Origin of the sequence: Ruoffia sp. FAM 26255 (genome assembly GCF_045528525.1) — a bacterium.
GTDB classification, from domain to species: Bacteria; Bacillota; Bacilli; order Lactobacillales; family Aerococcaceae; genus Ruoffia; species Ruoffia tabacinasalis.
Genome location: NZ_JBGQQX010000008.1, coordinates 18,912 through 33,525, shown reverse-complemented (window position 1 = coordinate 33,525; position 14,614 = coordinate 18,912). Strand labels below are relative to the sequence as shown.

Annotated in this window: 12 protein-coding genes; 10 read left to right on the top strand and 2 right to left on the bottom strand. The window is 34.7% G+C overall.

Annotation, left to right across the window (positions count from 1 at the left end):
- Positions 1-94 precede the first annotated feature (94 nt).
- The 3 genes from parE (at position 95) to ACEN31_RS02780 (ending at position 5,686) form a co-directional block, all read left to right on the top strand.
- On the top strand, positions 95-2,194 hold the full coding sequence (gene parE / locus ACEN31_RS02790; RefSeq protein WP_407108573.1) for a DNA topoisomerase IV subunit B: 2,100 nt from the start codon (positions 95-97) through the stop codon (positions 2,192-2,194).
- The gene (parC, locus tag ACEN31_RS02785) at positions 2,184-4,679 is read left to right on the top strand and encodes a DNA topoisomerase IV subunit A (RefSeq protein ID WP_407108572.1); all 2,496 of its coding nucleotides are present in this window, start codon (positions 2,184-2,186) and stop codon (positions 4,677-4,679) included. Before parE ends, parC begins: the two co-directional genes overlap by 11 nt.
- Before the next feature lie 77 nt (positions 4,680-4,756).
- Complete coding sequence (locus ACEN31_RS02780; RefSeq protein ID WP_407108571.1) at positions 4,757-5,686, top strand: manganese-dependent inorganic pyrophosphatase; 930 nt, start codon at positions 4,757-4,759, stop codon at positions 5,684-5,686.
- 103 nt (positions 5,687-5,789) lie between these two features.
- Here ACEN31_RS02780 and ACEN31_RS02775 read toward each other — a convergent pair whose 3' ends face one another.
- Positions 5,790-7,496 carry an NFACT family protein gene (locus ACEN31_RS02775; RefSeq protein ID WP_407108570.1) on the bottom strand — a complete coding sequence of 569 codons (1,707 nt, stop codon included), beginning with the start codon at positions 7,494-7,496 and terminating at the stop codon, positions 5,790-5,792.
- A gap of 436 nt (positions 7,497-7,932) precedes the next feature.
- Here ACEN31_RS02775 and ACEN31_RS02770 point away from each other — a divergent pair, with 436 nt between their 5' ends.
- The 5 genes from ACEN31_RS02770 to nrdH all read left to right on the top strand — a co-directional run bounded on the left by ACEN31_RS02770 (position 7,933) and on the right by nrdH (position 11,890).
- Complete coding sequence (locus ACEN31_RS02770; RefSeq protein WP_197104992.1) at positions 7,933-8,934, top strand: ABC transporter substrate-binding protein; 1,002 nt, start codon at positions 7,933-7,935, stop codon at positions 8,932-8,934.
- 8 nt (positions 8,935-8,942) lie between these two features.
- Positions 8,943-9,833, top strand: coding sequence for an ABC transporter permease (locus ACEN31_RS02765; RefSeq protein ID WP_407108569.1), 891 nt, complete (start codon positions 8,943-8,945; stop codon positions 9,831-9,833).
- 16 nt (positions 9,834-9,849) lie between these two features.
- Positions 9,850-10,641 (top strand): ABC transporter ATP-binding protein, encoded by a 792-nt coding sequence (locus tag ACEN31_RS02760; RefSeq protein WP_407108568.1) that lies wholly within the window; start codon positions 9,850-9,852, stop codon positions 10,639-10,641.
- A 29-nt stretch (positions 10,642-10,670) separates the two neighbouring features.
- On the top strand, positions 10,671-11,528 hold the full coding sequence (locus ACEN31_RS02755) for an LD-carboxypeptidase (RefSeq protein WP_407108567.1): 858 nt from the start codon (positions 10,671-10,673) through the stop codon (positions 11,526-11,528).
- Positions 11,529-11,662: 134 nt separating this feature from the next.
- Complete coding sequence (gene nrdH / locus ACEN31_RS02750) at positions 11,663-11,890, top strand: glutaredoxin-like protein NrdH (protein ID WP_138403460.1); 228 nt, start codon at positions 11,663-11,665, stop codon at positions 11,888-11,890.
- Between the two features lie 81 nt (positions 11,891-11,971).
- Here nrdH and ACEN31_RS02745 read toward each other — a convergent pair whose 3' ends face one another.
- Complete coding sequence (locus tag ACEN31_RS02745) at positions 11,972-13,129, bottom strand: helix-turn-helix domain-containing protein (RefSeq protein ID WP_407108566.1); 1,158 nt, start codon at positions 13,127-13,129, stop codon at positions 11,972-11,974.
- Between the two features lie 237 nt (positions 13,130-13,366).
- Between ACEN31_RS02745 and ACEN31_RS02740 the strand changes: the two genes are divergently transcribed.
- Together ACEN31_RS02740 and ACEN31_RS02735 are read left to right on the top strand one after the other, a co-directional pair.
- A complete protein-coding gene (locus ACEN31_RS02740; RefSeq protein WP_407108565.1) occupies positions 13,367-13,813 on the top strand; it encodes a PTS sugar transporter subunit IIB in 447 nt (148 codons plus the stop codon).
- Positions 13,814-13,981: 168 nt separating this feature from the next.
- Positions 13,982-14,605 carry a thermonuclease family protein gene (locus ACEN31_RS02735; RefSeq protein WP_197104987.1) on the top strand — a complete coding sequence of 208 codons (624 nt, stop codon included), beginning with the start codon at positions 13,982-13,984 and terminating at the stop codon, positions 14,603-14,605.
- Positions 14,606-14,614 lie beyond the last annotated feature (9 nt).

The following is a 14,614-nucleotide window of genomic DNA, read 5'->3' as shown; positions in this document are numbered from 1 at the left end:
GACAAATAAACATTTTAAAATTTAATACAGAAAAATAGAGAAATTTTTGATATGATAAAGAAGTTGATTATTTATAGAAAAAAGAGGTGTAATATTGGCACAGAAACCAAACCTTACAAATTATAATGATGATGCCATTCAAATACTCGAAGGACTAGACGCTGTACGTAAGCGTCCGGGTATGTACATTGGATCGACGGATCAAAAAGGCTTGCATCATTTAATATATGAGATAGTAGATAATTCAGTAGACGAAGCGTTAAGTGGATTTGCTGATAAGATAAATATTACGTTACTAGAAGATGGTAGCGTCTTAATTGAAGATAATGGACGTGGGATGCCCATTGGTTTACACGATAGTGGTATTCCAACAATTCAAGTTATCTTCACAGTACTTCATGCCGGAGGTAAATTCGGTCAAGGTGGTTATAAATCTGCCGGAGGACTCCATGGTGTTGGAGCGAGTGTTGTTAATGCTTTATCAAGCTGGTTAGAAGTAACCGTTTATCGTGATGGTTACAAATATACAATGCGCTTTGAAGATGGCGGGAAACCAGCGACGAAATTGAAGAAAACAAAAGCACCTTCGAAATCCATGACAGGGACGACGGTGCATTTTATGCCGGATGATAGTATTTTTGGTAGCTCAAAAATCAATTATAGCACGATTAGCGAGCGATTCCGTGAATCTGCTTACTTATTAAAAGGCTTAGAAATTACCATCGAGGATAAAATTCATGAAGAAAGCGAAACATTTTTATTTGAAAATGGTTTACATGATTTCATCAATTACCTAAATGAAGAAAAAGATACAATGGGTGAGATTGCGAGTTTTTCAACTGCTGTGGATGAATTCGAGATTGATTTTGCTATGCAATACAATGATGGCTATTCTGAAACAATTCTTTCTTTTGCTAATAATGTCCGCACTTATGGTGGGGGAACGCATGAAACGGGTATGAAGACGGGAATTACAAAAGCGTTTAATGAATATGCACGTAAATCAGGCTTACTAAAAGAAAAAGACAAAAACCTTGAAGGATCAGATGTGCGTGAAGGGTTAGCAGCCGTCATATCTATTCGTGTACCTGAACAATACTTACAATTCGAGGGGCAAACTAAAGATAAACTGGGTACACCGAAAGCGCGTCAGTTAGCTGATAATGCTGTGAATGAATTTTTATCTGCTTACTTAAATGAAAATGGTAACTTCAGTCAAATGATTTTACGTAAGGCGATTAAAGCGCGTGAAACACGTGAATTAGCCAGAAAAGCCAGAGATGCAGCACGTACCGGTGCTAAGAAATCTCAACAAGAAAAACTAATTTCTGGAAAATTAACCAAAGCACAATCAAAAGATGCTTCGAAAAATGAACTTTATTTAGTCGAGGGAGATTCAGCTGGTGGGTCAGCTAAATTGGGACGTGACCGTCGCTATCAAGCAATCTTACCATTACGAGGTAAAGTCATTAATACTGAAAAAGCCTCGATGGCTGATATTCTAAAAAACGAAGAGATTAATACGATGATTTATACCATTGGTGCTGGGGTTGGGAAGGATTTCAATATCATTGAATCTAACTATGATAAAGTCATCATTATGACCGATGCGGATACCGATGGGGCTCATATTCAAGTATTACTACTTACGTTCTTCTATCGTTACATGAAACCTTTATTAGAAGCCGGGAAAGTATACTTAGCGATGCCACCACTTTACAAAGTAAGTAAAGGAAAGGGTAAGAAAGAAGTGATTGAATATGCTTGGACAGATGAAGAATTAGAAGAAAAAATTAAACAAGTTGGAAAAGGCTATATCTTACAACGTTATAAAGGTTTAGGTGAGATGAATGCTGATCAATTATGGGATACAACGATGAATCCTGAATCACGTTTATTAATCCGTGTAACCATTGATGATGCTGCCATGTCTGAGAGACGATTAACAACTTTAATGGGAAGCAAAGTAGAACCAAGACGTAAATGGATTGAAAGCAATGTCCGCTTTACCTTGGATGAAGAGGATACACTGCTTAAAGAATCTGATATCAGTACGAGTCAAAAAGACGAGGAAGCAAGTATCGATGTCAAAGAAAAGTTAGAAAATCATTCTGAACCCGAGATTGATTTAAATCATGACAATGGTGAATCTCAGATAAATTTATTTAGTGAGGATGATATAAATGGTCGTTAATCCAAATGAACACATTGAAGAACTGACGTTCGCAGACGTCATCGGTGACCGATTTGGTCGCTATTCTAAATACATTATACAAGACCGTGCCTTGCCTGATATAAGAGACGGATTGAAACCAGTACAACGTCGTATACTATATGCGATGCAACAAGACCGTAATACGTCTGAAAATGCTTATCGTAAGTCGGCTAAGACCGTTGGGAATGTTATAGGTAACTACCACCCTCATGGGGACTCATCAGTTTATGAAGCGATGGTCCGATTAAGTCAAGACTGGAAGTTGCGAGAGCCATTAATTGATATGCACGGTAATAACGGGAGTATGGACGGGGATCCAGCTGCAGCGATGCGTTATACGGAGGCTCGTCTATCACCTATAGCGTCAGTACTATTAGAAGATATAAACTACGAAACAATTGATTATGCGCTTAACTTTGATGACACGATTGAAGAACCGATAGTCTTGCCAGCAAGATACCCTAACTTAATTGTCAATGGCGCGACAGGGATTTCAGCCGGTTATGCGACCGAGATTCCGCCTCATAATTTAGGTGAAGTCATTGACGCTGTTATTTATATATTGAAACATAAGAAATATGAACTCTCTGATTTATTAAAATTCATCAAGGGTCCAGATTTTCCAACCGGCGGGATTATTCAAGGAGCGAAAGATTTAAGTAACGCCTATGAGAACGGGAACGGAAAAGTCGTTGTTCGCTCTAAAATTGATATTGAAACACTTAAGGGTGGTAAGTCACAAATTGTTGCGACCGAACTCCCTTATGATGTAAATAAGTCTAAACTCATCCAACGTTTAGATGACATTCGTTTACAAAGAAAATTAGAGGGGATTTCAGAAGTCCGCGATGAATCGGACCGTGATGGAGTCCGCCTTGTAGTTGAATTAAAACGCGATGTCGATGCCGATGCTGTATTGAACTATTTACTAAAAAATTCCGAATTACAAGTAAATTATCACTTTAATATGATTGCCATTCATAACAGACGTCCTGTATTAGCGAATTTAAAACTAATTCTTGAATCTTATATCGATCATCAACGTGAAGTAATTACTAGACGTACGAGATTCCAATTAGCTCAAGATAAGACACGTTTACACATTGTAGACGGGTTAATTCGAGTAATGTCAATCTTAGATGAAGTGATTGCAAGCATCCGCCAAAGTGAAAACAAATCCGATGCGAAAGCAAATTTAGTAAAAGAATTTGATTTCTCAAATGAACAAGCAGAAGCGATTGTTTCATTGCAATTATATCGTTTAACCAATACTGATATTACCGCTTTACAAAATGAGCGTTTAGAATTGAATGAACGTATTGGTATGTATGAAAATATCTTAGCAAATGATGATATTTTAAATAAAGTATTAATTCATGAATTAAGCGATGTGAAAAAGAAATTTGCAACACCACGTCGGACTGAAATTGAAGCTGAAGTTGAAGAAATTAAGATTGAATCAACACTTTTAATTCCACAAGAAGATGTCGTTGTATCCGTAACGAATGAAGGTTATGTTAAACGCACAAGCCACCGTTCATTTAATTCGTCTGATACATTGAATTTGGGGCGTCGCGAATTTGATTATGCAATTTATGTTGAGAAGTTAAGTACTTATGATGCGATTGTCATGATTACAAACAAAGGGAATTACATCTACATACCAGTCAATGAATTACCTGATATCCGCTGGAACGATATGGGAATGCACATCTCACAAAAATACCGTCTAAAAGAGGGTGAGCAACTCATTGCTGCCTTTAAAGCTGTTCAAGGTATTGGTGATGCAGATTCAAGTATTGCTGAAGACAAGGTGCTTCTTGCTACTCGTTTAGGAATGATTAAACAAACAAGACTCGATGAATTTGTAACATTTAGAAGTTACAAAACAAAATCAGCTGTTGCAATGAAATTGAAAAAAGATGATGAGCTTATCTCAGCTATTCCTATTAAAGATAAGACCAACTATGAAGTCGTATTCTTAACACACCGTAGTTACAGTTTAAGATATCCGATTAGCGAAGTCTCTAGTTATAGTTTAAGAGCACAAGGGGTTATAGGTATAAACCTTAAAGATGAAGATTATGCCGTAGCTGCTTTAGTCATTGAAGAGGATACATATACACAAATTGTTGGATTAACTCAAAGAGGGAATATCAAACGATTCAAACCAGATATTGTTGGATCAGCTTCACGTGGTAGTCGTGGTATTCTATTATTAAAAGAATTGAAATCCCAACCACACCGTCTAATTAATGCGTTAGCCATTACAGACGCCGCTGCACCACTAGTTGTATACGGTGATACTGGCTTTGAAAGCGAGATTCAACCAAATGATTATCCAATATCAGAACGATTATCAAACGGTTCTGCTGTTAAGGAAATTGAAAAACTAGGGAATGTACTTGATATACATCTAGCTCAATTGAAACTAATTAATCAAGAAACTAAAAATGATGAATAGTTAGATAAAAGATTATTCATTTTTTAGTAATATAATGATAAACTATATTAGAATAAACCGTAAGGAGGAATATATTCATGTCAAAATATTTAGTTTTTGGACATAAAAATCCAGATACTGATGCGATTGCATCAGCGATTGCATTTAGTTTTTATTTAGAAAAAATCGGTCATGAGTCAGAAGCTGTGGCTCTTGGTACACCCAATGAAGAAACTCAGTTTGCATTAGATCACTTTAACGTTGAGAGACCACGTGCTGTGTCATCTGTTTCAAATGAAGTTGAACGTGTCGCATTAGTTGACCATAACGAAGCAACACAATCTGTTGATGATTTAGATGAGGTTGAAGTTGATTTCGTTATCGATCACCACAGAATCGCTAACTTTGAAACATCTAATCCATTATTCTACCGTGCAGAGCCAATCGGAAGTACAGCAAGTGTTATCTTTAAACTATTCAAAGAAAATAACATTGATGTTCCAAAAGCAATTGCAGGTTTAATGTTATCAGCAATTATCTCTGATACGTTATTATTCAAATCACCAACAAGTACATCTCAAGATGAGAAAATAGCGATTGAATTAGCAAAAATTGCGGATGTAAATATTGATAAATACGGTCTTGAATTATTAAAAGCTGGAACAAAATTAAGTGCTAAATCAGCACTTGAGTTAGTTCAATCTGATTCAAAAACTTTTGATATGAATGAAAAATCAGTACGTATTGGTCAAATCAATGCGATTGGTTTTGATGAGATGTTAGGACGTAAAGATGAATTATTAGAAGCAATGCGCGAAGAAATTGCTGCAAATAACTTTGATTTATTTGTCCTATTGATTACTGATATCTTAGAGAGCGATTCAATGGCTTTTGTTCTTGGCGAGAATACTATTCCAGTTGAAAAAGCATTCAAACAACCAGTGGTTGAAGAGGTTGTTACTTTACCTGGTGTTGTATCACGTAAAAAACAAATTGTACCTCAATTAACTGAAGCTTTTTCAGACTAAGCAAATTAAACTGGTGAGGCTATCTTCACCAGTTTTTTTATTAGAAAAATAAAAACCGATCTGCTACTTAGTTCAAAAAACTAGGTAGCGGATCGGTTTTAAATTATCCATTCATTTTTAGTTCGTTTATTTTCTTCTCTACAGGTGTGACAAATAATGTATTTTGACCTTCATAAATCACATAACCTGGTTTAGCACCATTAGGCTTACGTAAGTGCTTCACTTGGACTGTATCGACAGGGACATTGGCAGAATTTTGCGATTTAGAGTAGTAAGCGGCTATTTCAGCCGCCTCTGTCATCGTTTGATCACTAGGCTTGTCAGATTCGACAATCACATGCGCTCCTGGAATATCTTTAGTATGTAACCACCAGTGGTTTTTACTTGCTTTGCGCATACTTAATTCATCGTTTTGTTGGTTATTACGACCAACATATATCATCACACCATCACTTGATTGATAGCGACGGGGCTTAGATTTAGATTTTGCTCTTTTTTTAACGGACTTATTCCGTTTACCGCCGTAACCCTCTCGAATTAACTCAGCTTTAATATCTTCAATGTCTTCAATTTCTGCTTGTTCAAGTTGAACAAGGACTGAATCCAAATATTCAATTTCTTGCTGTGCTAATTTTTCTTGTTTTTCAATAAAACGTAATGAGTCACGGTATTTGGTATAGCGTTTGAAATAAGTTTGACTATTCTCTGACGGTGTCTTTCTAGGATTTAATTCAATGGTATAAGGTTCATTGTTATCGTAATAATTAGCTACAACGGTAGAAGATTGACCTTTTTCGATTTGATACGAAAAGGCATTGATTAATTCACCTTTTAGACGATAAGTATCCGCATCTTGAGCGACTTGTCGGTCTTTTTCTAAGTTCTCTAATTTATGATAATTTTTTTCAATGATTTGTTTAATTCGTTGAATCAAATCACCAGATAATTGCTTAACTCGATCTAAACGAACTTTTTGATTATAGAAGACATCCAGTGATCTACTTAATGATTCATAATAATCTCGTTCACCTTTAAGATAGGGCAGATCCATTGCGTAAAAATTCATTTGATTGTCAGTTCTAAATATGACGGGTTGGCCTGTCTTTAACTCGTGTAAATATTTTTCAAGGGCTTGATACGCTGTCAACTGGTCATCATTTATCCACGCGGTAATTTGTTTACTAGCGAGACCAGACATCCCTTGAATCACTTTAGATGCTTTACCTGTTGCGAGTAATTCTTGGTTTTCAGTCGCGAACTCGTTTAATTTAGCTTCACTTAATTGTAAGATGTTTTCTTGGTTTTCATTCTTAGGTGGTAAGATATATTCAGCACCTGGTTGTAAACTTCTAAAACTATTCATACTTGGCGGAATATGTTTAATGCAATCAATGATTTTATTCGTAACTGGATTAACCAATATAATATTACTGTGACGACCCATTAATTCAAAGATAAGTAAATAACTTTGTAGATCACCCAGTTCATCGCGACCACTTAATTCAAATGTGATGATTCGGTCATTTTCATGTTGACGAATATCCAATACCGTTGCATTTTCCAGATGTTTTCGTAATAACATACAAAACATAGGTGCTTGTTGTGGGTTATTCGATTTCTCCTCAGTCAGGTGTAAGCGATAGTAGGTTGGATGAATCGAAGCATCCATTCGGTAATTGGTACGATTTGATCGGATAACGAATTGTAATTCTTGTTCAAACGGTTGATAAATTTTATGTATGCGTCCATTTTTTAGTTTGGAAGTTAGCTCTTCTGTAATTTTGTGTGTATAAAAGCCATCAAATGACATCAACCAAACCCCCTTTAATAACATGATTTTACTAGACTATTATTGTACATTAAATAAGCTTAAATTACTAATTATCAAAACGTAGCCGATTATTAAAGAAAGATTAAAAAAAGAATAGAAATGGTTGACATATATTTGACGAGGTTGTATCATTGTATTAACAAATACGAAAGGGGCCAATGAATATGACGAACCAAGTTAACAACAAAATTAATTTAATCTGGCAAAGCTGGCGTAGATAGGTTGTAGACTTGGAATCTGTTCCATGGATACAGCCCAGTTTGAATTTAACTGAAACTGTATCTATGTGGCTCTTAATCCAGTTTACCACATAGAGTTTGTAGTCTTACAATCTATGTGGTCTTTTTTTATGCTTTATTAAGCTGACACATAGATTGTATGTGTCGGCTGTTTTTTATATAAAAGGAGAATAAAAATGAAAAAATTACAAAAACTTATCTTAGCAATGGTTGCACTGGCATTAGTCGTTGTATCAAGTACAACAACAAAAGAGGCTTTCGCTCAAGAAGATTCATTAGATGTAGCGGTTGTTCAATTAGTTACGCATAGTTCACTCGATGATATCCGACAAGGTGTCTATGATGGGCTAGCGGAACACGGATATACTGAAGGTGAAAACTTAACGATTAATTACCAAAACGCTGAAGGAGATTTAAACATCCTCTCAACGATCGCTCAAAGTGTAGTGGCGGAAGAGCCTGATATGATTTTCGCCATTACGACTCCGGTAGCACAAGCGTTTCAAAATGTGACATCAGATATTCCAATTATTATGACCGGGGTCACTGATCCTGTTTCAGCAGGAATTGTTGATGATTTAGAAAATCCAGGCGAAAACATTACTGGTGCAAGTGATGCAGTACCATATGAAGATCAATTTGAATTATTATTACAATTACAACCAGATGTGCAAAAAGTAGGTATGATCTATACAACAAGTGAAGACAATTCATTGGCAGAAACTGAACAAGCAGCAGCGGTTGCAGAAGAAATGGGCTTAGAAGTTCAAATTGAAGGAATTGCTTCTACAATGGACATGCAATTAGTGGCTCAAACTTTAGCTAGCGAAGTCGATGCAATCTATGTTGGTTCAGATAATACGATTGCAAGTGCTTTTGAAACTTTATTAGATGCAACAGATGCAGCTGGAATTCCAGTATTTACAACGGTTGACGTGATGGTAGGGCAAGGGGCATTATCAGCTGTAGCAATTAACCAGAAAGATATCGGATTATTAGCAACAGATGTTGCCAAAGAAATCATCGATGGTGCAAATCCAGGTGAGACACCCGTGCGATTTTTAGATGAATTACAACCTGTGATTAACTTTGAAACAGCTGATCGTTTAGGTATTGAAGTACCAGAAGAGCTTGCTTCTGAAGTGATGGATATTAAGGACCGTTTAGGTGAGGAGTAGTTGTTAGTATGAGTATTTATTTTAGTGCAGTTTATCAAGGTATATTATGGGGAATTATGGGATTGGGACTTTATATTAGTTTCAGAATCCTACGATTTGCCGATTTAACTAGCGAGGCATCATTCACTTTGGGCGCTGCTTCGGCGGTTACATTAATTACAATGGGTGTCAACCCAATTATCGCCACATTTGCATCAATTATCACAGGAATGTTAGCTGGTTTAGTGACTGGGTTATTAACAACGTATTTTGATATCCCTGCCTTACTTGCAAGTATCATCTCACTGACCGGATTTTATTCGATAAACTTACGGGTAATGGGGAGTCCAAATTTAAGCTTACGTGGTTTTGATACGATATATAGTTACTTAAGTGAAGTTATTGAAAGTGTCCAATATCAACGAGCAATTGTTGGCTTAATTGTTGTTTTACTTGTTATCCTTTTTATGACTTATTTATTTAAGACCGATTTAGGACAAGCGATTATTGCAACGGGTGATAATGAAATCATGGCAGCTTCCTTTGGAATTAAAACTAATACAATGAAACGATTAGCATTAATGTTTGCCAATGGATTTATTGCACTAAGTGGAGCATTAGTTGCCCAAGATAATGGATTCTCAGATGTTCAGATGGGTACAGGAACGGTAGTTGTTGCAATGTCTTCAATTGTTATCGGAGAAGTTATCTTTAGAAAACAAATGAAATTATCTGGACGTTTTATTTCAATTGTTGTCGGATCAGTGATTTATCGCTTAATTATTGTCTTTGTACTTCAATTAGGCTTTAATCCAAACGACTTTAGATTAATCTCAGCCTTAGTATTAGCTATATTCCTAGCATTACCAGCTATCTCTAAGAAAATGGGCTTAAATAAAGCTAAACTAGGGAAATTATAGGAAGGAGAGTGTAATCATGACGGAAAATTATTTAGAATTAAACCATGTATCCAAAGTTTTTCAACGAAGAACTGGAGATATTGTCAAAGGGTTAGAAGATATTACTCTCTCTGTAAAACAAGGTGAAATTATTGCTATTATAGGAACAAACGGAGCAGGAAAGTCGACGTTATTTAATGCGCTTACAGGGCATATCGAACCCGATGAAGGAAGTATCTTATTAAATAATACAGATATTACAAAAATCCCTCAAATTAAGCGTGCCAGTATTGTAGCAAGAGTGTTTCAAAATCCAAGTATGGGGACGGCTCCTCGAATGTCAGTATTTGAGAATCTAATGTTAGCAAGTAAACGTGGTAAAAAACGCGGTTTTTCTTTATCATTAAATGCTGAAAATAAAGCTGAAATGGCAGAGTATATTTCTCAGTTTAATTTAGATTTAGAGAAGCGCTTAGACTTACCCATAGAATATTTATCTGGTGGACAGAGACAAATCATCTCTTTAGTGATGGCAACGATTCAAAAGCCACAACTATTATTATTAGATGAGCATACATCAGCGTTAGATCCACGTACAGCTAAACAAGTCATGGAAATGACACACAAAATGGTAACAGAAAACAATTTAACTACTTTAATGATTACCCACCATATGCAAGACGCAATTAAATATGGTGACCGAATTATTGTCCTCCATCAAGGAAAAATTGCGAATGTATATAGCAAAGAAGAAATTGCTAGTTTAGAAATTGGACATTTGCACGAACTTATGGAAAAATTAGTAGAGATTGAAGCAAATGCTTCTTAAAAGAACTTGATATAGAAAGTGATGATAATATGCACCTGAATTCTGATGATGAAGTCATCTTGCTTGGCTGTTCAAACGGACTAGACTTAGATGAACAAGTAAGATTAAAGATAACATCTTTATATGATTGTTTGGTTAATGAATTTAATCTCAAAGTTAATATAAGCCCTACTATATACATAGATCCGATTAATAATGAAACACATGACGCTACTTACCGAAAAAAAGAATTATACAATGCCTTGATAGAGCCTAATATCAAAGCTATTTTCGACTTATCAGGAGGAGACTTAGCGTTAGAAGTATTAAACCAATTTACTGAAGATGATTGGCGAGCAATTGAGTCTATCTCTGATAAATTTTATTTAGGTTATAGTGATAATACAGTGATTATTAATGCATTATTATTAAAAACAAACGTTAAAGCTGTAAACTTTTTAGCAACTAATATTGTCAAAGACAAATCAGGCATTGCAAAAGATAGTTTTAAACGTGTGCTATTTAATAATGAACGGATTGATAGAGGGAGTACAACACCAAACAAAATTGATGAAAGTGCGCTTATTATCGGTGGAAATATCCGATGCTATTTAAAATTAGCTGGGACACCATATTTTAATATTGCAAATGCAGAAGGCTTACTTCTTGAAGGTCAGTCAGGAGATATTAATAAAATGCGCAGCTACTTTTCACAACTTGATTTATTGAATATTTTGGATAGAATGAAGTTTGTAGTTATTGGTCATTTCAGTGAAATAAAAGAAAAAGGCCAAGAAGACGAATTATACAAATTAGTCCAAACTTACCAGAATAAATATAATTTTAAATTATACTTTACGGATTATGTCGGTCATCATGAGACCGTTTATCCATTCAGAATGAATTAGTTTAAATATTATCATTTTTAAGTAAAACAACTATATATTGTGTCGCATTTAATAAAGCGATCAACATGTAGTTGTTTTTTGTTTGGAAATACAGTATGATGAGTATATTAGTTCAAAGAAAGAAGGTCATATCCATGTCAAAAATTACTGTTTATTCAAAACCAAATTGTATGCAATGTAACTTTACAAAAAAATATTTAGATGATAAAGGTGTCGATTATTCTACTCTAGATGTGTTTGCTGATGAGGAAGCACTGAATCATATTAAATCATTAGGCTTTCAATCACTCCCTGTAGTTGAAATCGATGGGGAAGAGCCTTTTAACGGTTTCCGTCCAGATTTATTAGCAAAATTAGCTTAATAATTTAAAAAATTCCACTCTTTAAAGTTAGTCAATAACTTAAGGAGTGGAATTTTTATTATTAGTGCAAGTTTTAATTGTTTAAACAATCGATTTAGCATAGCTAGAAGGGCTTAAACCAAATTCCTTACTAAATGCCCGAGAGAAGTATTGAATCGAACCATAGCCTAGATAATCAGCTATTTGTGATAAGGTCATTTGAGTTTCTTGAATCATTTGTTTGCTTCTGTTTAATCGAATTGTATTTATATAATTTTTTGGTGTCGTATTTGCGTATTTATTAAATAATGATTGAATGGTTGATCTTGATAATGAGAAATGTTCAACTAAATCACTCACTTGGTTTTGGTCTTCAACATGCGCATCCAAGAAATCTACCATCGCTTGGAATAATTCACTTTCATAGTTTTCGCGCATCGATGTGGTTGGTTTTTCGGTATGATTCGCTTCACCTTGAACAATTTTAAGTAGAATTAATTTTAAGTTTAATAACACTTCATCATCCGTATATCTACCATTGGTTGTAATGTTTGATAATTCAATGATTCGTTCAATTAAAGCTGTGTTTTGAGAACCTAAGTGTATGATTTGATTCGTTGCTGTAGGAGTTAGCCCCTTTGCGTCAAATATAATTGATAAATAAGACGTTACTCCATCTTTAGTAATACTTTGTTTTCTAACTTGTCCTGGTTGATAGATAAAGCAATCATTCTTTTTAGCAATATACTCCGCATCATCAATGTGATGAATTAACTCACCTTGATCAACAATAATAAGTTCATAATAATCTCCTGGAATAGATAAGCTTTCGAAAGGCGCCATCTTAATTTGATAGAACAAAGTATGTAGTTTTTCAATCATTAGTTTTGGTTCGTATTTTCGAATCGCAATTTTTTTAGCTGTAGGGACTGTCTTAGGAGAATCCTTCCCAAGCGGTTCCATAAAAATACTACATTCTTCTGTGATAGCGAGTGTGTTAAAATAGACACCTGGGACTAAATCAATACTATTAGTTAAGATAAATTCCTGATAACTTGCTTCATCTTCAGGTGTAGTAGTTAACACAATTAAGGCAAGCCCTATATCAGAAGTTAACCGCACTGATTGATTAAAACGGAAAAATAACTCAGAATCACTCTTTTGAATTTGCATCCGTCTATTTGTCTTTTTAGATTTTGAAATGGAAGACTCATCCATAATTGTGTAAAACTCAGAATGGTTATTTGACGTTGTTTTCAAGTACATTTTTTCACCTCTACCCATTTTAGTTATTAGTTCAGATAACATTATACCTTAAAATTTAATTCTTTACTAATGATTATCTTAATTAGTGATTTCTTTTTACCGATTTCATCAAACTAAATCGAATTTTTTGTGTATTTTAATGGAAAAGTATTGCACTTAGTTCTTAAGTGGCGTAACATATCCGCTGAATGTAAATTTAGAAAGGAAAGAGATGCAATGTCTAATGTAAGAATGGCTCTAATTGACGATCATTTTCTCCATGGGCAAGTAGCCGAACTCTGGTGTAGTGAAGTCAAGAGTAATCTTATTATTGTCGTAAATGACAAACTTTCAGAAAATAAAATGCAACAAGGTCTATTAGATATGTCGGTGCCGGATGGGATTACATGTCGTTATTATAGTATGAGTAAGGCCATTAAAATGCTAAATAAATTAGATTCAGAAAAACATCCGATACTAATCTTTGAAACAATTGCAGATTTGAAAATTATTATGAATCTTGGTTTTTCAATCCCATTAGTAACTTTATCGAGTGTGGCTCCAACAGGTGGAGGAAAAACAATTGCACCTGGAGTCTCATTGAATAGTAAACAAATTAATTGGTTGGCATCAATCTCAGAGCAAGGGACTAAAGTAGAAGTGCGTCAAACACCAGATGAAGAAAGTGTTTTATTATAAACCATTTTCTATTTATAAACCCTCAACAAAAATTTTTGTTGGGGGTTTTTGACTACATCAAACATTAAATGCTTTAAGATTAAAATTTACTAATAAAAGAGTAAACTAGTCTAATAATTATGATATAATAGCTACTGTATATTTAACCTAATAGAACGGAGGGCTTACTTGAATAATAAATCACTCTTACGTCGATTATTAAAGCAGTTAGGGAATCGAAATAATAAAATGGGTATCAGCTTATCAGCCATCGTTATTATTTTAGTTTTATTCTTTGCACCTGATTTATTAAATTTTGATTCATCCAATACAGTCATTGATAATCAAGACGCGGAAGTTATTTCAAGTGAATTTAACGGAGAGAATTTTGAAGTATTACCGACATTGAAAAAGATTCCAGTGGATCTTGTTTCTGTAAATGACGGAGACACCATGCGAATTGATTTGAATGGATATGAAATTCCCGTTAGATACTTAATCATCGATACACCAGAAATGAATTATGATAGTGGTGATCCTGCACCATTTGCTCAGGAAGCTAAAGAAATGAATGAAACTTATCTAAAGGAAGCGGATCAAGTATATATCGAACTGGATGTCGGTCCACCTACAGATAATTACAATCGGATATTAGCCTATGTGTATAGTGATGATGTGTTAATGAATGAAGCCTTATTGGAAGAAGGATTAGCTCGAGTGAGATATGTCAATCCGCCTAATAATTCTTATGAGACGCTTTTAAGAGAGGCTGAGGATCGGGCTCAAAATGAATCATTAAATATTTGGAATTAAATAGCAAAC

Coding starts and splice junctions, on each gene's coding strand:
- parC (WP_407108572.1), top strand. CDS start 2,184: ATGGTCGTTAATCCAAATGAACACATTGAAGAACTGACGTTCGCAGAC.
- ACEN31_RS02780 (WP_407108571.1), top strand. CDS start 4,757: ATGTCAAAATATTTAGTTTTTGGACATAAAAATCCAGATACTGATGCG.
- ACEN31_RS02775 (WP_407108570.1), bottom strand. CDS start 7,496: ATGTCATTTGATGGCTTTTATACACACAAAATTACAGAAGAGCTAACT.
- ACEN31_RS02770 (WP_197104992.1), top strand. CDS start 7,933: ATGAAAAAATTACAAAAACTTATCTTAGCAATGGTTGCACTGGCATTA.
- ACEN31_RS02765 (WP_407108569.1), top strand. CDS start 8,943: ATGAGTATTTATTTTAGTGCAGTTTATCAAGGTATATTATGGGGAATT.
- ACEN31_RS02760 (WP_407108568.1), top strand. CDS start 9,850: ATGACGGAAAATTATTTAGAATTAAACCATGTATCCAAAGTTTTTCAA.
- ACEN31_RS02755 (WP_407108567.1), top strand. CDS start 10,671: ATGCACCTGAATTCTGATGATGAAGTCATCTTGCTTGGCTGTTCAAAC.
- nrdH (WP_138403460.1), top strand. CDS start 11,663: ATGTCAAAAATTACTGTTTATTCAAAACCAAATTGTATGCAATGTAAC.
- ACEN31_RS02740 (WP_407108565.1), top strand. CDS start 13,367: ATGGCTCTAATTGACGATCATTTTCTCCATGGGCAAGTAGCCGAACTC.